Below are 20,400 nucleotides of genomic sequence, written 5' to 3'. Positions count from 1 at the left end.
TGCTCATTCGTTACAAATCTGCGACATACAGCCGAATAATCAATGCTAAAATCATTACTCAGAGAATAATTACCATAAAGACCGATATTCAGCATGGATAAAAACATTTCCGATGGCCTGCCTTTGCCACAGCGCTATGGCGCAATATTGACCATCGTTTTAGGGTTGGCCATGGCGGTGCTCGACGGCGCAATAGCCAACGTAGCTCTGCCGACTATTGCCACCGATTTAAACGCCTCGCCGGCGGCGTCAATCTGGATTGTCAACGCCTACCAGATAGCCATCGTGATTGCCCTTCTACCGCTCTCTTTTCTCGGCGATATGTTTGGCTATCGGCGTATTTATAAAATCGGCCTTGCGTTGTTTACGCTGACTTCGCTCGCCTGCGCGCTTTCCCATAGCCTGGAGATGCTGACGCTTGCCCGCGTCGCACAGGGCCTTGGCGGCGCCGCCCTGATGAGCGTCAATACCGCGCTGATCCGACTGATTTTCCCGCAGCGTTTTCTGGGGCGCGGAATGGGGATTAACTCCTTCGTGGTAGCGATTTCATCGGCCGCCGGTCCCACCATTGCGGCAGCGATTCTCTCGGTCGCCTCCTGGCAATGGCTCTTTTTTATTAATATCCCGCTCGGGATCGTTTCGCTTATCCTCGCCCTGCGTTACCTGCCAGCGAACGTTGGCCGCAGTAAAATCACCCGCTTCGATCTCCCCAGCGCCATCATGAATGCGCTAACGTTTGGCCTGTTGATCACCGCTCTCGGCGGTTTTGCCCAGGGTCAGTCGGGACGTCTCGTGCTTGCGGAAGTGGCCGCAATGCTGGTCATCGGTTTCTTCTTTGTGCGCCGCCAGCTGCAGATGCCGGTCCCGCTATTGCCGATTGACCTGCTGCGCATCCCGCTGTTTTCCCTTTCTATCTGCACCTCCATTTGCTCGTTCTGTGCGCAAATGCTGGCGCTGGTTTCTCTGCCCTTCTTCCTGCAGTCGATGATGGGCCGCAGCGAAGTAGAAACCGGTTTGCTGCTAACGCCATGGCCTCTGGCTACGATGGTGATGGCACCGCTGGCGGGTTATATGATTGAGAAGGTGCATGCGGGATTACTGGGGGCAATCGGCCTGCTGGTGATGGCCTGCGGCCTGTTCGGCCTCGCGCTGTTGCCCTCCTCGCCCGCCGATCTGGATATTATCTGGCGTATGGCGCTGTGCGGCGCCGGCTTTGGCCTGTTCCAGTCGCCGAACAACCATACCATTGTCTCTTCCGCCCCGAGCCATCGCAGCGGCGGCGCCAGCGGAATGCTGGGGACCGCGCGTCTGCTCGGTCAAAGTACCGGTGCGGCGCTGGTTGCCCTGCTGCTTAACCTGCAGGGCAATAGCGGTACCCACAGCGCACTGTTGCTGGCTGGCGGACTGGCAGTGATTGCCGCGACCGTCAGCGGGCTTCGCGTGACTCAGCCCCGACCGGGACAATAGCCACTCTCGTCAGGCTTCAGGCATAAAAAAATCCGCGGCCCGAAGGCCGCGGATTTTTTATCTACTCTGGAACAACGTTATTTCAGGTATTCGCCGCTGCGCAGCGCTTCAATACGCTTATCCAGGGGCGGGTGAGTCATGAACAGTTCACTCATTGACTTCGCCTTACCGTTAATGCAGAACGCCATCATACTGCTCGCTTCCTGCGGTTCGTAGCTGGTTTTCAGCCGCTGCAGAGCGGCAATCATTTTCTCACGGCCAACCAGTCTGGCAGAACCGGCATCGGCGTGGAATTCACGGTAGCGCGAGAACCACATGGTAATAATGCTGGCCAGAATACCGAACACCAGTTCCAGCACGGTCGCTACGGCAAAGTAAATCAGCGGGTTACCGTTGCTGCTTTCACTGTCATCCCGGTTTCCACCCAGGAAGCCGGCGGCAATCTGGGCGATAACACGCGAGATAAAAATAACGAAGGTGTTCACTACTCCCTGAATCAGCGTCATCGTGACCATGTCACCGTTGGCGATGTGGCTGATTTCGTGGGCGATGACCGCCTCAGCTTCGTCACGGCTCATGTTTTGCAGCAGCCCGGTGCTCACGGCTACCAGAGAAGCATCGCGGCGTGCGCCGGTGGCAAACGCGTTGATATCCGGCGCGTGGTAAATAGCAACCTGTGGCATGCCGATACCCGCCTGCTGCGCCTGCTGCGCGACGGTGTTCATCAGCCAGCGTTCTGTCTCATTGCGCGGCTGCTCAATGACTTCCCCACCTACGGATTTGAGTGCCATCCATTTCGACATCATCAGTGAAACGATCGAACCACCAAAACCAAAAAGCAGCGCCATGATCAGTAACCCGGTCATGCTGCTTGACTGAATTCCCGTCAGGCTTAATACCAGCCCGAATACCACCATCACTGCCAGGTTGGTCAACAGGAAAAGCGCGATTCGCATCATAATTTTCTTTTAACCTCGATTTAACAAAACGCACTATGCGATTCCCCATATCGTATGGGTAGAACGCTAATTTTCAACGATCAGACCCGGCTAAGTCACGAGAAAAACACAACTTTACATTTTGTCACATCGAACTGACATCCACAGAAATTGTTGACGTTTTGTAGGTATCAGAGAGGCGGCTCAGGAGGATGACGGAAAGAAAAACGGGCACAATCATTGTGCCCGTTGGGTGCTTATTTACTGACCTGCGGTTCTACCGCGGGCATCTCTTTCTCAAGGTGCGCAAGGTCTACCGCAATATGGACCGTCTCATCAAGATACGGATCCGGTTCCTGGTAGTCTTTCGGCAGATCGTCCAGTTTCTTCAGCGGCGGCTTACCTTCGCGCTTCAGACGGTCGTTAATCCGTGCCAGGCGAGTCGCGTCGTCTTCTTCGTTCTCTTTCTCACGCTGAGCGTAGTTGAGAGAAACAATATAACGCTTATCTTTCATTGCGTTATAGCGAGCGATGTCCTTCATAATGTACTGGAACTCGGGATCTTTGGCGATCCGCTCATTATGCAACTTCAGCAACTGCGGATCGAACGGCTTCAAATCACCGGATTTCACGTAGGTCGCCGCATTGACGCTATCCCACGGCAGCGCGTTGTCTTCATACTGCTCACCGGTTTCGCGATCTTCGCTACCGGTCGGCATCATGATATCCGGCGTTACGCCTTTACGTTGGGTACTGCCGCCGTTGATACGGTAGAACTTCTGAATGGTGTACTGCACGGAGCCCAGCGCCGGCCAGTCAGGGCGCAGCATCTGATCGTAAATCCGGTTCAGCGAGCGATACTGCTGAACGGTGCCTTTACCAAAGGTCGGCTCACCAACAATTAACCCGCGACCGTAGTCCTGCATGGCGGCAGCGAAGATTTCTGAAGCCGAAGCGCTGAAACGATCGACCAACACCACCAGCGGGCCTTTATAGTACACCACGCCATCGGTATCGCTGTCTTCACGCACTTTGCCATTGTTGTCACGGACCTGAACCACCGGGCCGGACGGGATAAACAGGCCAGAAAGCGAAACGGCTTCGGTCAGCGCCCCACCGCCATTGCTGCGCAGATCGATAACAATGCTGCTGACGTTTTGTTTCTCCAGCTTTTGGAGCTGCACCTTGACGTCATCGGTCAGACCAACGTAGAAGCCTGGGATATCCAACACACCGACTTTCTCTTTGCCGACAGTTTTCACCGACATCTTCACCGCGCGGTCTTCAAGACGAATGCGTTCTCGGGTCAGCGTGACGATTCGGGTTTTGGCGCCCTTACCGGCAGGCAGAACTTCGAGACGCACCTTGCTGCCCTTCGGCCCTTTAATCAGCGCGACGACGTCATCCAGACGCCAGCCGATGACGTCAACCATGCCTTTACCCGACTGGCCGACGCCGACAATACGATCGCCGACGGCGATCGATTTGCTCTTCGCCGCCGGACCACCGGCTACCAGCGAATTGATGACCGTATAGTCGTCATCCATCTGCAGTACCGCGCCGATGCCCTCTAACGACAGGCTCATTTCCGTATTGAACTGTTCGGTATTGCGCGGGGACAGATAGTTGGTGTGGGGGTCAATCTCGCGAGCGAAAGCGGTCATCGCCAGCGAGAACACATCTTCGCTGTTTGACTGCGCCAGACGACGAATAGCGAATTTGTAGCGACGCGTTAAGGTATCGCGAATTTCTTTGTCATTTTTGCCAGCGAGCTTCAGGCTCAGCTGGTCAAACTTAACCTTGGCATCCCACAGCGCGTTGAGCTCGGCTTTGTCTTTCGGCCAGGGTGCTTTGCTGCGGTCAAGGTTGAAGTTGTCGTTGCCGGTAAAGTCCATCGGACGTTCCAGCACCTTCAATGCATACTCATAGCGCTCAAAACGACGCTTCTGCGCCAGGTTATACAGGTCGTAAAAAACGGCCAGCTTTCCCGTACGCAGCTCATCGCCGATTTGATTCTTCTTCACCGAGAACTGAGCAACATCACTGGCTAAAAGCACGTTGTGGCTGTAGTCCAGCAGATTCAGATAGCGGTCGAAAATTTTTGCCGAGAAAGCGTCGTCGAGATCAAATTGCCGATAGTGCGAACGGGTAAAGCGCGAGGTTACGCGCTCGCTCACCGTCGCGTGCTGCGGCTCTTCTTTCAGCACGGGGATTTGGTCGACTCGAGTGATATCGTCCACGGCGAACGCATGGCCTGCTATTGCTAGCAGACCCGCAAACGCGGTGAGCTTAAAGAATGTGTTCATGCCTGGCCCGGCCTCCGTTTCAGAACACCAGGTGTTCTGCGCGTACAATCATTGACATACCAGAAGTCAGCTGTACACGAACGCCATCTTTGGTGATTTCCAGTACGGTGGCGTCCATAGCATTGTTACCCGCTTTTACCTTCAGCGCCTGGCCAACGCTTAACGCGGTCAGATCTGATACAGGGGTATGACGCTCTTCACGCGGTGCTGCTTTCGCCACGGCTGGACGCGGCTTACGCTGTTCGGTGCCTTCTTTGCGACGAACCTGAGGACGTGGCTTACGCTCACGACGAGCGCCGTCTTCCTGTTGACCCGCAGCAGCGGCGGCTTCGCGTTTTTTAGCCTGCTGGTTTGCGCGCTGCGCCTGAACGCGAGCTTTTGCTTCTTCGAGCTGCTGACGAGCGTGAGCAACATGTTGCTCTTCCAGTTCGCCGCACGGGTTGCCGTCAAGGTCAACGCGGACTGCGCCTGGCTTAACACCGTACAGATAGCGCCAGCTCGAAGTATAAAGACGTAAAGCGGCACGAAGTTGGGTTTTGCTGAGATTCATCTCCCCCCCAACACGCTCCACGAGATCCTGAAAAATACCGACTTTCAGGGGGCGAGCTTCACCTTCAGCGCTGAAGCACTGAGGGAAACGTTCGGCCAGAAACGCGATAACTTCTTTACTGCTATTCAACTTAGGTTGATTTTCCATGAAATTTCCTGATTACAACGGACGTAGCCAACAAGCCGCAGGCATGAACAGGCGTCATTATAATGACGCCATCGCTAAATGCTACGTTATCCGTTGATTATCCTGCGACGTGGGCGAATATTTTTTGATAGTCAGTCGCAGAAATGAGTTTTTCCAGATGTACAACCAGTTCAGCCAGCCCCTGTTCATCCTCAGCAGTGAAGCGGGAAAAGGCCGTGCTGTCGATATCCAGAACGCCAATAATCTGATTGTTCACCCGCAGCGGAAAGACGATTTCCGAATTGCTGGCGGCATCACATGCGATATGTCCATCGAAGGCATGAACATCTTCAATCCGCTGAACGCGATTTTGCGCAACGGCCGCGCCGCAAACGCCCCGCCCAACCGGAATCCGTACGCAGGCCAGCTTGCCCTGGAATGGTCCTAAAACCAGCGTTTCCCCTTCGAGCAAATAGAAGCCCGCCCAGTTAACCTCGGTCAGGCGCTCAAACAACAGTGCGCTGGTATTAGAGATCATCGCCAGAAAACTGGTTTCACCTGCCATTAAAGCCTGAAAATCACGGTTCAAATCCGCGTAAAAATCTGTTTTGTTCATTATCTGGTCACTTAGTTGTCTTGCTGCGAAACACGCATTGCCTAATAAAATAAGCATTAAATGCGTTCAGGCTCAAGATGAATTCATTCCTGGGTTAATATAGTGAGATACATTGATACCTGTACGTAATAAATGCCACTAAAAACACAACCGATAATACCGGCAAAAAAGATGGTTGTGCATGCGGTCAGCAGTCCGCTGCCCCAGGCACATTATCACCGCTGTCCGCAGTGTGACGTTCTTTTTCGTTTGCCGGTGCTGAAGCGTCATCAAAGCGCCTGGTGCCCCCGCTGCAATGCAAAAGTGCGTGATGGCCGCGACTGGTCTCTGTCGCGGCTGGGGAGTATGGCTATTACCATGATGCTCCTGATGCCCTTTGCCTGGAGCGAACCGTTGTTGCGCCTGCATCTGCTCGGCGTACGTATCGATGCAAACGTGATCCAGGGGATCTGGCAAATGACCGGTCAGGGCGATCCGCTCACTGCCGCGATGGTGCTGTTTTGTGCGATTGGCGCGCCGGCGCTGTTGGTCATCTCTATCGCCTATCTCTGGCTGGGGAACGTTCTGGGCATGAATTTACGCCCGGTGCTGCTGATGCTGGAAAAACTCAAAGAGTGGGTGATGCTGGATATCTATCTGGTAGGTATCGGCGTGGCCTCCATCAAAGTGCAGGATTACGCTTTCCTGCAACCGGGCGTCGGGCTTGTGGCCTTTATCTCGCTCACCCTGCTCAGCATTCTGACGCTCATCCATATGAACGTCGAAGAGTTGTGGGAGCGATTTTATCCCCAGCGCCCCGCGTTTCGGGCCGACCCGGCGCTGCAGGTTTGCCTCGGCTGTCATTACACCGGCTTTCGCGATGCCCGCGGACGCTGCCAACGCTGCCATACGCCGCTCCACCATCGTCGGCCGCAAAGCCTGCAGCGAAGTTGGGCCGGGCTGATTGCTTCGGTGGTATTCCTGCTGCCCGCGAACCTGCTACCGATCTCCATTATTTACGTCAACGGCGCGCGTCAGGATGATACGATTCTGTCGGGGATTATGTCGTTGGCCAATAGCAATGTGGCGATTGCCGGCGTCGTGTTTATCGCCAGTATTCTGGTGCCATTTACTAAAGTTATTGTGTTGTTTACGCTGTTAGTGAGCATACAATTCAAGTGCGAACAGGGGTTGCGTACCCGCATCATCCTGCTGCGGCTGATTACCTGGATCGGCCGTTGGTCCATGTTGGATCTTTTTGTTATCTCATTAACCATGTCACTGATTAATCGCGACCAACTCCTCGCTTTCACGATGGGGCCTGCTGCGGTATATTTCGGCGCCGCGGTAATATTAACTATCCTTACTGTTGAATGGCTGGACAGCCGCTTACTTTGGGACGCACATGAGTCAGGAAACGCCCGCTTCACCGACTGAGGCCAGAATTAAAACCAAACGTCGCATCTCGCCATTCTGGCTGCTGCCGGTAATCGCTCTGTTGATCGCCTGCTGGCTGATCTGGACCAGCTATAACGATCGCGGCACGACCATCACCATCGACTTCCAGTCGGCCAACGGAATTGTCCCGGGGCGCACGCCTATCCGCTATCAAGGGGTCGAGGTAGGCACCGTCGAGACTATCTCGCTGAGCAAAGACCTGAGCAAAATTGAAGTCTCTGCCAGCGTGAAAGGCGATATGAAAGACGCTCTGCGCAATGATACCCAGTTCTGGCTGGTGACTCCGAAAGCCTCGCTGGCCGGGGTATCCGGACTCGATGCGCTGGTTGGTGGTAACTATATCGGTATGATGCCGGGCAAAGGCGAGCCGCAGGATCATTTCGTCGCCCTCGATACCCAGCCGAAATACCATATTAATAACGGCGAACTGATGATTCATCTGCAGGCGCCGGATCTCGGTTCGCTCACCACCGGATCGCAGGTCTACTTCCGCAAAATTCCGGTGGGCCGGGTTTACGATTTTGCGCTCAATGAGAACAATCAGGGCGTCACTATTGATGTGCTGATCGAACGCCGCTTTACGAATCTGGTGAAAAAAGGCAGCCGTTTCTGGAATGTGTCAGGCGTTAAGGCCGATGTCAGCCTCAGCGGTGCGAAGGTCCAGCTGGAAAGCCTGTCCGCGCTGGTTAATGGCGCCATTGCGTTTGACTCTCCTGCCGATTCTCAGGCCGCGCAACAAAACGCGGAATTTAGTCTGTATGAAGATTTGGCTCATAGCCAGCGTGGGGTTCTGATCACCCTGGAACTGCCTGACGGCGAAGGACTGAAAGCCGGCTCCACCCCGCTCATGTATCAGGGACTGGAAGTCGGACAGTTGACCAAACTTAACCTCACCCCCGGCAGTAAAGTGACCGGGGAGATGACGGTTGACCCAAGCGTTGTCACCCTGCTCAGAGAGAAGACGCTTATCCAGATGAAAAAGCCAAAAATCTCACTGGATAACCCCAGCCTCAGCGCCCTACTGACCGGTAATACGTTCGAACTGGTGCCCGGAGAGGGGGAGACACGGAATCACTTTGTGGTGCTTCCGGCTGACAAATCCCTGCTTGATGAACCAGATGTGGCGACGCTCACGCTCACGGCAGCGGAGAGCTATGGTATTGATGCCGGGCAGCCGCTGGCACTGCACGGCGTGAAAGTGGGCCAGGTTCTGGAGCGCAAGCTGACGGCTAAAGGCGTCACGTTCCAGGTGGCCATTAGCCCTGAGTATCGCGACCTGGTGCGCGGCGACAGCAAATTTGTCGTTAACAGCCGCCTTGACGTAAAAGTGGGTTTTGATGGCATCAAAGTGCTGGGCGCCAGCGCCAGCGAGTGGGTCGAAGGCGGTATTCGCATCATTCCTGGCGAGAAAGGGGCAATGCAGGCCAGCTATCCGCTGTATGCCAATATGGAAAAGGCGGAAGAAAACAGCCTTAGCGAAGTCCCCACCACCACCCTGAGCCTGACGGCAGAAACTCTGCCGGATGTTCAGGAAGGCTCGGTGGTGCTGTATCGTAAGTTTGCCGTCGGCGAGATCATTTCGGTTAAACCCCGCCGCAATGCATTTGATATCGATCTGCATATTAAGCCGGAATATCGCTATCTGTTGACCAACAATAGCGTCTTCTGGGCCGAGGGGGGCGCCAAAGTCCAGCTCGATGGCAATGGTCTGACGGTGCAGGCATCACCGCTGTCACGGGCCTTGAAAGGCGCGATTAGCTTTGACGATCTCAGCGGCAGCAGCGCTGGCGCGCGAATTGGCAACAAACGCATTCTCTATGCGTCTGAAACCGCCGCGCGGGCGGTAGGTGGCCAGATTACGCTGCATGCCTTTGATGCCGGGAAAATTTCTGCAGGGATGCCGATTCGCTATCTGGGCATTAATATCGGCCAGATCCAGTCGCTGAATTTGATTACCGCGAAAAACGAAGTGCAGGCAAAAGCCGTGCTCTACCCGGAGTACGTCGATACCTTCGCCCGCAACGGGACCCGCTTCTCGGTAATCACCCCGCAGATTTCTGCGGCGGGCGTCGAACACCTCGATACCATTTTCCAGCCCTATATCAATGTTGAACCTGGCCGCGGCACGCCGCGCCGTGATTTCGAAATTCAGGAAACGACCATTAGCGACTCCCGCTACATTGACGGCCTGAGCATCGTGGTTGAAGTGCCGGAAGCCGGTTCGCTGGATATTGGGACGCCGGTACTGTTCCGCGGACTGGAAGTCGGTACGGTCACTGGCCTGACGCTGGGCTCGATGTCGGATCGCGTGATGGTCAAATTGCGTATCAGCAAACGCTATCAGTATCTGGTGCGTAACAATTCGGTCTTCTGGCTCTCTTCCGGCTATAACCTCGACTTTGGCCTGATTGGTGGCGTCGTGAAAACCGGGACCTTTAACCAGTTCATTCGTGGCGGCATCTCCTTCGCCACCCCGCCGGGCACGCCGCTGGCGCCAAAGGCGCAGGATGGTAAACACTTCCTGCTGCTGGAAAGCGAACCAAAAGAGTGGCGTGAATGGGGCACAGCCCTGCCACAGTAAGCAAAACGCTCCGGTGTCCTCCGCCGGAGCGTTTATGATAAACTGCGCACCCTTTTTTCTTGTGGTGCGCACCAGTGGCTCAAAACGCAGTCTATTTTCCTGACCAATTCCTCGCTCAAATGCGTGACGCGATGCCAACGCATCTCTCTTTCGATGCGTTTATCGCTGCCTGTCAGCGCCCGTTACGCCGCAGCCTTCGCGTGAACACGCTGAAAATCTCCGTCGCCGACTTTCTGCAGCGTGTGGCGCCCTATGGCTGGCAACTGACGCCAATCCCCTGGTGCGAAGAGGGCTTTTGGATCGAACGCGATGACGAGGACGCCCTGCCGCTGGGCAGCACCGCCGAGCATCTGAGCGGCCTTTTTTATATCCAGGAAGCCAGCTCTATGCTGCCAGTTGCAGCGCTGTTTGCCGATGGCGACATGCCGCAGCGGGTCATGGATGTGGCCGCCGCACCGGGTTCCAAAACCACGCAGATCGCCGCACGCATGGGAAATGAGGGCGGGATCCTCGCCAATGAGTTTTCCGCCAGCCGGGTTAAAGTGCTGCATGCCAATATCAGCCGCTGCGGCATCAGCAACGTTGCCTTGACCCACTTCGATGGCCGGGTGTTTGGCGCCGCGCTACCGGAGTGCTTTGACGCCATCCTGCTGGATGCCCCCTGCTCCGGAGAGGGGGTGGTACGCAAAGACCCCGATGCGTTGAAAAACTGGTCGCCGGAGAGTAATCAGCAGATCGCCGGAACCCAGCGGGAACTCATCGACAGCGCATTTCACGCACTGCGTCCCGGCGGCACGCTGGTCTACTCAACCTGCACCTTGAACCGGGAAGAGAACCAGGATGTCGTGCAGTGGTTGCTGGCCCGCTATCCGCAGGCGGTCGAAGTGCTACCGCTCGGCACGTTGTTCCCGCTGGCTGCGGATGCCTTAACCCCAGAGGGGTTTCTCCACGTCTTTCCGCAGATTTTTGACTGCGAAGGCTTTTTCGTTGCCCGCCTCAAGAAAACCGCGGCGATCGCAGCATTACCGGCGCCGGGTTACAAAGTCGGAAAATTTCCTTTCTCACCGCTTAAAGGCCGTGAAGCCGCTGCGATTTCCGCCGCAGCCCTCGCCGTCGGGCTGCACTGGGATGACAGTCATACGCTCTGGCAGCGTGATAAAGAGATTTGGCTGTTCCCTAAAGCACTGGAACCATTAATTGGCCAGGTCCGTTTTTCGCGGATTGGCATTCGGCTGGCGGAAACCCATAGCAAAGGCTATCGCTGGCAGCACGAAGCGGTCATTGCGCTCGCCGCGTCGGATGCCCCTTTTGAACTGACGCAGAATGAAGCAGAAGAGTGGTATCGCGGCCGCGACATCTACCCTGAAACACCGCCGCAGCGGGATGAAGTCATCGTCACGTTCCTGGGGGCGACTCTGGGCCTGGCGAAAAAAGTTGGCTCCCGTTTGAAAAATAGCTACCCGCGAGAGCTGGTTCGCGACGGTAAACTTTTTGCCGGTAAGGCGTGAGCGAGTGCAAAAAAACCGCATTGTTTTACTGGCGGTTTGTCCCCCGTTGTCTACGCTGAAAAATGACGGCCTAACTGGTCGTACCACAAATCAGCAGACCAATGGGGTGAATTTATGAGTAAAACCAGTATTCGAATCGGTGCGTTTGAGATAGACGACGCCGAGTTGTACGGTGAACAGCAGGGAGAGCGAACGTTAAGCATTCCTTGCAAATCCGATCCGGACCTCTGCATGCAGTTGGATGGCTGGGATGCGGAAACCAGCGTCCCTGCCATTCTTGATGGTCAACATTCAGTCCTCTACCGTAAGCACTACGATCAACAAACCGATGCCTGGATCATGCGCGTTGCCTGATTCAAAAAGAACCCGTCGCCTGAGACGGGTTATTTATTCCCCCGTTTATGAGCTACCCTATACTGATAACAAACCCAAACATGAGGCCAGGATGTTCGCCTTAGTTTTGTTTATTTGTTACCTGGATGGTGGTTGCGAAGATATTGTCGTCGACGTTTACGATAACGAGCGACGGTGCCTTGTCGCGATGGACGATCAGCGGATACGTCAGGGCGGTTGTTTTCCGGTTGAGGATTTTATTGATGGCTTCTGGCAGCCTGCCAGCGAATACAGCGACTTTTGAGCCGTTTATTGCAGCTGTACCAGGGTCAGCGCACCACCGAATACCGCCCCCGTATCAACATAATGTTGATTGTCGCTATCATAACGTTGCTTCAACGGCGTGTGGCCAAACCAGAAGTGGTCCGCTCCGCCTATCGCACCATGCCGGCCAGCAAGATGGTCCATCAGGCGCTGCCGGCTCCAGAGCACCTGTTGTTCGTCGACCGGCTGCTGCCAACGATAGGTCGCCGCCGGGTAATCGGCGTGGGCCACAATATGACGCTGCGATCCGGCGCTAAGTTCCACGATCAGCGGCAGCTGGCGACAGCTCCTGAGATGTTCGTCAATGTGTCGCCGTTCGCTGCGCGTGCTCTCCTGATACCAGTGGCCTCCGTTCATGGCCCATAGCGTCTGCACCCCGCTCTCCTGCGCATCCAGCGCCATCTGTTCATGATTACCGCGCACCGCACAGAACCAGCGGCAGTCGAGAAGCGCGAGACATTTCGCGCTTTGCGGCCCGCGATCGATCAAATCGCCCACGGAAACGAGAAGATCCTGGTAAGGGTCGAATTTTATATGCCGCAACTGGCTCATCAATAAGGCAAAGCAGCCGTGCAGATCGCCAATCAGCCAGATATTGCGCCAGGCCGAACCATCGATGCGTTGATACATATTTTGTCCTCCTGATGCAATTATAGTTAATTCGCTCCCCGGCTCTCCCGAAGATCCCCACCTCAATCAAATATAAACGAAACAGAAATATAGTCCGCCAGGATATTAATCTCACCTCACTGAGCCCTTAAAATAAAGCTAAATAACAACGAGGTATTTTATCGTGACGGACAATAGCCTGCACTCCGCCTTCGCACAACAGCCACGCACCCATCTTATTGCCGATCTGGTGATGGGCAGACTTATTCCCGCTCCGATTTGGCAAAAGCGTAATTACCGGCTTAAATTTTTATTGCGTACGGCCTTATTTTATACGCCAACGCGCGCGATGCTGGATAATCTTTCCGGGCGTCCTGACTTTAATCAGTTACTTGCCGCACAGGTCACCCTGCCGGGTAAAGTTCACCGCCAGTATCTGAGACGTGGGTTAAACGCCAGCCAGCGCGCCCAGGCGATTATCAGCCACTATCAGTTCATCGACTCACTGTCAGGCGCGAAGCTGGCTGCCGCGATGACCGCCGCCAACGAGACGACCCTGCTGGAATTGCAGGGCAAAGATGAGGCCCGCTTCACTCTCTCGGCCTCCTCCGCAGGTAAAGCCGAGCGCGAAGGCGAAACCACATTGTGGCTGCACGACGGCAACCAGACGCTGCTGGCCAGCGCCACGTTCAGCGTCGTGCGCCAGCAGGAGCAATGGCAGCTGGTTATCGGCGGACTGCAGGGGCCGCGACGCGATGTGCCGCACGAAGTCATCAAACTCGCCACCCGCGCCTGCTATGGTCTGTTTCCTAAACGCCTGCTGCTCGAATTTATCTGGGCGCTGGCCGCAAGAAGTCACATTCAGGCCATTTATGGCGTAAGCGATAACGGTCACGTTTTCCGCGCGCTGCGCTATCGTCTCAGCAAGGGGCGCCATTTCCACGCCAGCTATGATGAGTTCTGGCAGTCTATTGATGGCGTAGCCGATGGCACCTGGCGCTGGCGCCTGCCGCTCCAGATGGCAAGAAAATCGCTGGACGACATCGCCAGTAAAAAGCGTGCGGAATATCGCCGCCGCTTCCAGCTGCTGGACGAACTGACCGCGCAGGTCGCGCAGCTGACTCCCCAACTCTGACGGACTAACACCTGTTCATATCAAACAAACGCCGTTTTTAAATCACGGCGTTTGCATCTTATCCTGTGGTTTCGTTACTATCATACCTTCATCGTTTTCCTTCTGGCAGCCATTGAAGTTATGAGTAAAAGTGAAATTGCCCTTCTGGCTATCGTGATAATAATTCTGGTCAGTGCGCTTTGGTTTATTTTTAGCGGTGAGATTTGGACCCTGGTCTCCATCCTTGAATCTCTGCTATATCCGTCATTCGTTACACCTGAATAATGCTTTTCTTTATTACTCCGCCTTCTTCAGAACCGCCTTTCATTTGCTGTCAACGAGCAGTCAAATAGTTCGCAATAAAATCATATGCCGGCGTATCTTCAGTACATGAAGATCCCGCTCCGATAATGACCTTGTTTGCGAAAGCGCAGCGCGCCATCGCTCTTCCGCAGACCCGCCATCGTGCTCAGATTTTCTGTAAAGAGAATGTGAAGGCGTTTTTTGTTGTGGTATAAGGTGAAAAGGCCGTAACGCGAAACGAAGGATGATGTGCGGTCTTGTTATGCAACAAGTTGATAAGCTTCAGATAAAAAGAGACCGAACACGATTCCTGTATTCGGTCCAGGGAAATGGCTCTTGGGAGAGAGCCGTGCGCTAAAAGTTGGCATTAATGCAGGCTAAGTCGCCTTGCCTTATAAGAATAGTTTACCGCGTCAGGTTTTCCAGTCCGCAACAAAAGTGGTCGAATAATTCCTGTCTAAATGGCCAACGCCAACAAAAAACCGCCGCTTCCTGAGAGGAATGCCGGCGGTTTTTTTATATGTTAATACAGTAAGATACGCTCGGGTATCAGCAAAGCTTCTGCGCGCGCTCAATAAATGGCGCGAGGCTCATTTTTTGTCCCGGATGTTGCGGATCGTCAACCTGGATCACAGAAATCGGCTGAGCGCTGGTTTTACCCGCTTTCACCTGCTGCTCAGCAACGTCATTCAACGGATACTGCACCAGCGTGCTGGGGTTAATGACATACAGCGCATTCCCCGGGCGGCAGGTCAACATCACCTCCTCGCGATTGAACGCCCAATTATCTTTTCCCACTTCGAAGCGGCTAACAGTGATAATCTGCGGTGCTGCCAGCGCAACGCCAGAGCTTGCCAGTAACAACATAGTTAAAAGAGTTTTTTTCATGATTTAGCCAGTTAATTCAGTAAGGTTCCCAGGTTGCAAACAGGCTGACAGCCAGCAGCGCCAATATTCCGAGTGCCATTTCAACCTGTGTGGTGCGCAAAATAAGCTGCTCCGCTCGCGTTCCGTTCACCGACATACGTGGCACCAGAACATACCTGTTCACCAGCGCAATTGCTACCATCCCTGCGGCCAGGGCACATTTGATCAATAACATCTCTCCCCAGAGTGAATCACGGAATAATCCGCCCTGGATCAGCAACGCATTCACCACACCGCTGGCAATCGCACCCGCGACCGCCAGATGCCCGTAGCGAGAAAAGCGCATCATGGCGCCGATAGCGGCTTGACGCCAGCGCCCGAGCGCCAGGCGCAGGCAGTAGATGAACGGCAGCAACCCGCCGAACCAACCGGCGACGCAGAGCAGATGCACAGCGTGGTTAGTCCGCTGCACCACACCCCGCACACCCTCGCTCATTGCCGCATGGCCCACGCCCGCCATCAGCAAGATCTGCGCACACAGCAGCACCAACAGCAAACGCGCCGGATGACGCGGTTTAAGCCACGCGATCGCCAGCGCAATCCACGCCAGAACAATCTGCCAGACCCAGACGCTGCCAAAGCGGGTACCAGCAACGGCTTGCCAGATCGCAGGTTGCCAGAGGTCCCCCCAACCGTTCCCCATCAGGCCGCCTTGTACCATCAGCATCAGCAGCGCAGAAACCGCGCTGAGCAGCAAAAGATGCCGCAGTAGCGGGAAGAAGCGCTGCATCAGCAAACGCCGCAACGTCAACGGCGCCCACCACGCGCCATACAGCACGCAGCCAAACGCCATCATCAGCGAGAGAAAGTGGATGAAGCGCAGACCGATATAGATTCCCGCGAGCATGAGTTATTTCACGGTAAAGTGGTATTGCCCTTTGGTTTTATGGCCATCAACGGAGACCACGTGCCAGTCAACGGTATACTCCCCCGCAGACAGCGGCTGCGTCAGCGGAACAATCAGTTGGGCTTTATCGCTGTCGCTGCGCGCAAGCTTTCCGGTCGCAACGGCGTTCTGCTGCGGGCCGGTCACGGTCACTGCGCTAAAGGCCGTTTCGATACCTTCAGAAAATCTCAGGGTCAGTGATGCAGGAGAAGCGGCGACCGTGGAATCTGCGGCAGGCGTTTGCTGTTGAAGATGCGCATGAGCAAAGGCTGCGGCGCTGGCCAGGAAACCGGCGAAAAAAGCAGAGGCACGCAGCGCGCGCCCGGCGATGGTACGCATAATCGTCATTCCTTTTCGTTATGTATGTAGCACAGAGAATAACCCTGTATAATAGCGTAGTCGAGCGCTGCGTCCCGGTCTGACGTCGCGCCCGCGCGTTTTTCGGCATCATGAAGGAGAAACTAAATGGAAAAGAATCTGGCCAAAATTTCGCAGGACGAGATGGATAAAGTGAACGTCGACCTTGCCGCGGCCGGTGTCGCCTTTAAAGAGCGTTACAACATGCCTGTTGTCGCCGATTTAGTTGAGCGGGAGCAACCGTCACACCTGCGTGACTGGTTCCGTGAACGCCTGATCGCCCATCGTCTGGCGTCTGTTTCGCTGTCGCGCCTGCCTTATGAACCCAAAGCGAAATAATTCCCGTCTCCTACGGACGTCCCGGTTGGCAAGCGCAGCGCATTCCATTACGCTGGTTTCTTTGGGCCGGAGTGAGCCATGCTACGCGTAATCGATACGGAAACTTGCGGACTGCAGGGAGGCATTGTTGAAATTGCCTCTGTTGATATTGTCGATGGTCAGATAACCAATCCGATGAGTCATCTGGTTCGTCCCGACCGACCTATCAGCCCTCAGGCCATGGCGATTCACCGTATCACCGAAGAGATGGTCGCCGACAAACCGTGGATTGAAGAAATTCTGCCGCATTACATCGGCAGCCGGTGGTATGTCGCCCACAACGCCAGCTTCGACCGCCGGGTGTTACCGGAAATGCACGGAGAGTGGATCTGCACCATGAAGCTGGCCCGTCGCCTGTGGCCAGGCATTAAATACAGCAATATGGGACTGTATAAATCACGTAAACTGAGCGTCGCAACGCCCGCGGGGCTGCATCACCACCGCGCGCTGTACGACTGCTATATCACCGCCGCGCTGCTTCTCGATATTATGAATGTTTCCGGCTGGCAACCTAAGGAGATGGCGACCATTACCGGTCGTCCGTCGCTGTTGACCACCTTTACCTTCGGTAAATATCGCGGCAGGGCGGTGGCCGAAATAGCAGAAAACGACCCGGGCTATTTACGCTGGCTGTTCAATAACCTGGATCGGATGAGCCCCGAGCTGCGCTTGACGCTCAAGCACTATCTCGGGGAGTAGCGACGCTAAACGTCCGCCTGGCCGGGTAATGTCCCCTGCGCCAGGCCAATCAGAAAGGCGAACTCCAGCGCCACCCCTTCATAGCTTTTAAAGCGCCCCGACTTCCCTCCGTGCCCTGAATCCATATCGGTGCAAAGCAGTAGCAGGTTATCGTCCGTTTTCAGTTCGCGCAGCTTCGCCACCCATTTTGCCGGTTCCCAATATTGCACCTGGGAATCGTGCAGGCCAGTGGTAACCAGCAGATGGGGATAGGCCTGCGCCGTGACGCCATCGTAAGGGCTGTAGCTCTTCATGTAGCGATAGTACTCTTCGTCCTGTGGATTTCCCCACTCTTCAAACTCCCCGGTCGTCAGCGGAATAGACTCGTCCAGCATCGTGGTGAGGACATCCACAAACGGAACCTGAGCCACCACGCCGTGAAACAGCTCTGGCCGCTCATTGATGGCGACGCCCATTAACATACCGCCCGCGCTGCCGCCCATGCCATAGCACAGGCGAGGGTTGCCATACCCCTGCGCCAGCAGCGCATCGCAGACATCGAGATAATCGTTAAAGGTATTTTTCTTACACAGGAACTTGCCGTCTTCGTACCACTGCTGCCCTAATTCACCGCCACCGCGAACGTGGGCAATCGCAAACACAAAACCACGATCGAGCAGGCTCAACCGGCTGGCGCTGAAATCAGCATCTTCACTGGCGCCGTACGACCCGTAGGCATAGACCAGCAGTGGGCTGATGCCCTTGCGGAAATGCTCACGCTGATAGACCAACGAAACAGGGACCGCCACGCCATCACGGGCCTCAATCCACAGATGTTCGCTGCGATAATGACTGGCATCAAACCCTTTCACTTCCTGCTGTTTCAGTACCCGCCGCTCACCGGTATCCATATCCAGCTCAAAGAGCGTATCCGGCGTGGTCATGGATGAGTATCCGTAGCGCAAGCGCGAAGTTTCCGGTTCCGGATTATAGGCAAGCCAGGTCACGTAGGCCGGATCATCAAAGGCGATCCCAACCGCTTCCCGGGTCTTGCGGTTAATCTGGCGCAGGCTGGTTAACCCGCGCTGGCGCTCCTCGACCACCAACCAGTCGGTAAACAGGGCGAATCCCTCGAGCATCACATCCTGGCGCGGCGCGATCAGCGTCTCCCACAGCTGCTCGTCGCGCTCATGGGTACGATAGAGACCGAAGTTTTTCCCCTCGCGGTTGGAACGAAGATAAAAGGCATGCTGGTAGTGATCGAGACTGTACTCATGATCTTTACGTCGCGGCAGGAAACATACCGGTTCCGCATCCGGCATCTCGGTATTCAGTAACCGCACTTCACTGGTTGTCGCGCTGGCAAGATAGATCACGGCGAATTGCCGGGAGGTGGTCGTATGGAGGCTGACGTAGAAGGTTTCATCCTTCTCCTCATAGACCAGCACATCGGAAAACGGCGACGTGCCCACGGTATGCCGCCAGACCTGATAAGGCAGTAGCGTCGTCGGATGCTTACGGACATACCACAACGTTTGCGAATCATTGCTCCAGGCAAATTCCGGCGAAACGTTTTCCAGTACTTCAGGATACCATTCGCCATTTTGCAGATTGCACAAGCGCAGGCCATACTGCCTTCGGGAGAGATAATCCTCTGCCAGCGCCATAATCGTGTTATCCGGCGAAATGCCCAGTCCACCGAGAGTATAGAATTCGCTCTGCGCCGCGCGCTGGTTGCTATCGAGCAGCACGTCCCATTCATCCCACGCCTCTTTCAGCACCGACTGACGCTGATAGATAGCGTATTCACAGCCCGGCTCATATACCTGACGATAGCGGTAGCCATTTTTGCTGTAGGGTGCGGAGACTTCGCGCGGCGGGATACGGTCAATAATCTCTTTTAGTACCCGCTCCTGCAGGTTACGTTGAGTGGACATGACCTGCTGTCCGTACGCATTTTCTTCACGAAGATAATCAAGCACTTCAGGCCGCGAACGCTCGTCGTCGCGCAGCCAGAAGTAATTATCGATACGGGTATCGCCATGAAGGATCATGGCGTGAGGGATTCGTTTTGCTTTTGGTGGCATCTTTTGGTCTTCTGCATCCTGTATTTCATACACAAAATCATTCAAGAAGCGGCTTGAAGGATGGCGTGTATATAAGGGTGGCAAAAGTGGCCCACGTTGCAAGCAAAACCTGCTGATTTAGGTAGAAAGCGCCTGTTTTTGTGCCTGGATATCCTGTTCGATGTCGGCGCGCACTTCCGGCGGGAGGCCTAAAGCCTCACCAAGGGCGTTGAGATAGCTCCGCTCCATAAAATGGTCGATATCGATCGCCGCACAGCTGATGTAATAGATTTCCAGCGCCTCTTGCTCGTTGTCGATGCTCTGCGCCAGGCGCTGCGGGTCAAGCGGCTGCGCCAGGGCACGATCGATCAATACGCGCCCCTGTACGGCAATATCAGCGGCGCGTAGCTGCTCTTCGATATGTGCCCGTTCGCTGTCATCGATGTGCCCATCGCTTTTAGCGGCAAACACCAGCGCCAGAATGAGCCGTTCACTGCGCGCATCAAGCCCGGAGGCTGGCGAGGTTGACGCCCTGTCGGGTTGCGCAGGGGAAAAGACAGATTGTGCCGGGGAATTTTCCCGCATTTTCTGCTGATACTTATTCCACAGTACGCTTCCCGCCAGCGCACCGCCGCCAACCAGCAGTGCGCTGGTGCCATATTTGGCCAGTAGCTTGCGCGATAACTTACTGGCCACCAGCAACCCTGCCAGGCCGCCCAGCGCGCCGGGCAGGAGAAAGCTTTTACCATCCTGCCGCTCGCCTGATGAGGAAGATGGTCCCTGTTGGCCCAGCAGGGACTGGAGTTGATTAAGCCAGTTAGCCATGATTTCCCTCGTTACTGATTACGCGATGTCATCAGCCTAAACGACGAGATGTCAGGAAATGTTATGTGCAG

The 20,400-nt window shown here is 55.1% G+C and carries 20 protein-coding genes; 10 read left to right on the top strand and 10 right to left on the bottom strand.

Annotation, left to right across the window (positions count from 1 at the left end; all coding sequences use genetic code 11):
- Window positions 1–93 precede the first annotated feature (93 nt).
- Window positions 94–1,467 (top strand): MFS transporter, encoded by a 1,374-nt coding sequence (locus tag ACZAHD_RS05185; RefSeq protein WP_462455824.1) that lies wholly within the window; start codon window positions 94–96, stop codon window positions 1,465–1,467.
- Window positions 1,468–1,544: 77 nt separating this feature from the next.
- Here ACZAHD_RS05185 and htpX read toward each other — a convergent pair whose 3' ends face one another.
- From htpX to ACZAHD_RS05165, 4 genes are all read right to left on the bottom strand, one after another.
- Window positions 1,545–2,426, bottom strand: coding sequence for a protease HtpX (htpX, locus tag ACZAHD_RS05180; RefSeq protein WP_004863936.1), 882 nt, complete (start codon window positions 2,424–2,426; stop codon window positions 1,545–1,547).
- Between the two features lie 236 nt (window positions 2,427–2,662).
- The gene (gene prc, locus ACZAHD_RS05175; protein ID WP_462455823.1) at window positions 2,663–4,711 is read right to left on the bottom strand and encodes a carboxy terminal-processing peptidase; all 2,049 of its coding nucleotides are present in this window, start codon (window positions 4,709–4,711) and stop codon (window positions 2,663–2,665) included.
- Window positions 4,712–4,730: 19 nt separating this feature from the next.
- Entirely contained in the window at window positions 4,731–5,408 is a 678-nt protein-coding gene (gene proQ, locus ACZAHD_RS05170; protein WP_462455822.1) for an RNA chaperone ProQ, read from the bottom strand.
- Between the two features lie 97 nt (window positions 5,409–5,505).
- Complete coding sequence (locus ACZAHD_RS05165) at window positions 5,506–6,003, bottom strand: GAF domain-containing protein (RefSeq protein ID WP_462455821.1); 498 nt, start codon at window positions 6,001–6,003, stop codon at window positions 5,506–5,508.
- Window positions 6,004–6,135: 132 nt separating this feature from the next.
- On the opposite strand from ACZAHD_RS05165, the gene yebS reads away from it, so the two are divergent.
- From yebS to ACZAHD_RS05140, 5 genes are all read left to right on the top strand, one after another.
- Window positions 6,136–7,419: a membrane integrity lipid transport subunit YebS gene (yebS, locus tag ACZAHD_RS05160; protein WP_462455820.1), complete on the top strand. Its 1,284-nt coding sequence runs from the start codon at window positions 6,136–6,138 to the stop codon at window positions 7,417–7,419.
- On the top strand, window positions 7,388–10,021 hold the full coding sequence (locus tag ACZAHD_RS05155; RefSeq protein ID WP_462455819.1) for a PqiB family protein: 2,634 nt from the start codon (window positions 7,388–7,390) through the stop codon (window positions 10,019–10,021). The genes yebS and ACZAHD_RS05155 overlap by 32 nt, the downstream gene beginning before the upstream one ends.
- A 74-nt stretch (window positions 10,022–10,095) precedes the next feature.
- Window positions 10,096–11,529 (top strand): 16S rRNA (cytosine(1407)-C(5))-methyltransferase RsmF, encoded by a 1,434-nt coding sequence (gene rsmF / locus ACZAHD_RS05150; protein WP_462455818.1) that lies wholly within the window; start codon window positions 10,096–10,098, stop codon window positions 11,527–11,529.
- A 114-nt stretch (window positions 11,530–11,643) separates the two neighbouring features.
- Window positions 11,644–11,883: a YebV family protein gene (locus tag ACZAHD_RS05145; protein ID WP_462455817.1), complete on the top strand. Its 240-nt coding sequence runs from the start codon at window positions 11,644–11,646 to the stop codon at window positions 11,881–11,883.
- A gap of 91 nt (window positions 11,884–11,974) precedes the next feature.
- Window positions 11,975–12,166 carry a YdfD/YebW family protein gene (locus ACZAHD_RS05140; RefSeq protein ID WP_032686984.1) on the top strand — a complete coding sequence of 64 codons (192 nt, stop codon included), beginning with the start codon at window positions 11,975–11,977 and terminating at the stop codon, window positions 12,164–12,166.
- Window positions 12,167–12,171: 5 nt separating this feature from the next.
- On the opposite strand, the gene pphA is transcribed toward ACZAHD_RS05140, so the two are convergent.
- Window positions 12,172–12,816 carry a protein-serine/threonine phosphatase gene (gene pphA, locus ACZAHD_RS05135; RefSeq protein ID WP_462455816.1) on the bottom strand — a complete coding sequence of 215 codons (645 nt, stop codon included), beginning with the start codon at window positions 12,814–12,816 and terminating at the stop codon, window positions 12,172–12,174.
- 142 nt (window positions 12,817–12,958) lie between these two features.
- On the opposite strand from pphA, the gene ACZAHD_RS05130 reads away from it, so the two are divergent.
- Window positions 12,959–13,930: a VirK/YbjX family protein gene (locus tag ACZAHD_RS05130; protein ID WP_462455840.1), complete on the top strand. Its 972-nt coding sequence runs from the start codon at window positions 12,959–12,961 to the stop codon at window positions 13,928–13,930.
- Window positions 13,931–14,050: 120 nt separating this feature from the next.
- Window positions 14,051–14,194, top strand: a complete 144-nt coding sequence (locus tag ACZAHD_RS05125; protein WP_462455815.1) for an Ecr family regulatory small membrane protein — start codon at window positions 14,051–14,053, stop codon at window positions 14,192–14,194.
- Window positions 14,195–14,761: 567 nt separating this feature from the next.
- Here ACZAHD_RS05125 and ACZAHD_RS05120 read toward each other — a convergent pair.
- Genes ACZAHD_RS05120 through yobA form a run of 3 tightly spaced genes read right to left on the bottom strand, consistent with a single transcriptional unit; the run spans window position 14,762 to window position 16,364 of the window.
- On the bottom strand, window positions 14,762–15,103 hold the full coding sequence (locus tag ACZAHD_RS05120) for a YebY family protein (protein WP_462455839.1): 342 nt from the start codon (window positions 15,101–15,103) through the stop codon (window positions 14,762–14,764).
- Window positions 15,104–15,116: 13 nt separating this feature from the next.
- Window positions 15,117–15,986: a copper homeostasis membrane protein CopD gene (gene copD, locus ACZAHD_RS05115; RefSeq protein ID WP_462455814.1), complete on the bottom strand. Its 870-nt coding sequence runs from the start codon at window positions 15,984–15,986 to the stop codon at window positions 15,117–15,119.
- A gap of 3 nt (window positions 15,987–15,989) precedes the next feature.
- The gene (gene yobA, locus ACZAHD_RS05110) at window positions 15,990–16,364 is read right to left on the bottom strand and encodes a CopC domain-containing protein YobA (RefSeq protein ID WP_462455813.1); all 375 of its coding nucleotides are present in this window, start codon (window positions 16,362–16,364) and stop codon (window positions 15,990–15,992) included.
- Window positions 16,365–16,490: 126 nt separating this feature from the next.
- On the opposite strand from yobA, the gene ACZAHD_RS05105 reads away from it, so the two are divergent.
- Both ACZAHD_RS05105 and exoX read left to right on the top strand, forming a co-directional pair.
- Window positions 16,491–16,721, top strand: coding sequence for a DNA polymerase III subunit theta (locus ACZAHD_RS05105; protein ID WP_004863978.1), 231 nt, complete (start codon window positions 16,491–16,493; stop codon window positions 16,719–16,721).
- Window positions 16,722–16,799: 78 nt separating this feature from the next.
- Entirely contained in the window at window positions 16,800–17,459 is a 660-nt protein-coding gene (gene exoX, locus ACZAHD_RS05100) for an exodeoxyribonuclease X (protein WP_462455812.1), read from the top strand.
- A gap of 5 nt (window positions 17,460–17,464) precedes the next feature.
- Here the strand turns inward: exoX and ptrB are convergent, their stop codons facing one another.
- Together ptrB and ACZAHD_RS05090 are read right to left on the bottom strand one after the other, a co-directional pair.
- Window positions 17,465–19,525, bottom strand: a complete 2,061-nt coding sequence (gene ptrB / locus ACZAHD_RS05095; RefSeq protein WP_462455811.1) for an oligopeptidase B — start codon at window positions 19,523–19,525, stop codon at window positions 17,465–17,467.
- A gap of 117 nt (window positions 19,526–19,642) precedes the next feature.
- Window positions 19,643–20,329 carry a tellurite resistance TerB family protein gene (locus ACZAHD_RS05090; RefSeq protein ID WP_462455810.1) on the bottom strand — a complete coding sequence of 229 codons (687 nt, stop codon included), beginning with the start codon at window positions 20,327–20,329 and terminating at the stop codon, window positions 19,643–19,645.
- Window positions 20,330–20,400: the final 71 nt, after the last annotated feature.

Source organism: Raoultella sp. (genome assembly GCF_039594335.1).
In the GTDB taxonomy this organism is placed as follows: domain Bacteria; phylum Pseudomonadota; class Gammaproteobacteria; order Enterobacterales; family Enterobacteriaceae; genus Klebsiella.
The sequence above is the reverse complement of the archived record's forward strand: the minus strand, read 5'-3'. Positions and strand labels throughout refer to the sequence as shown.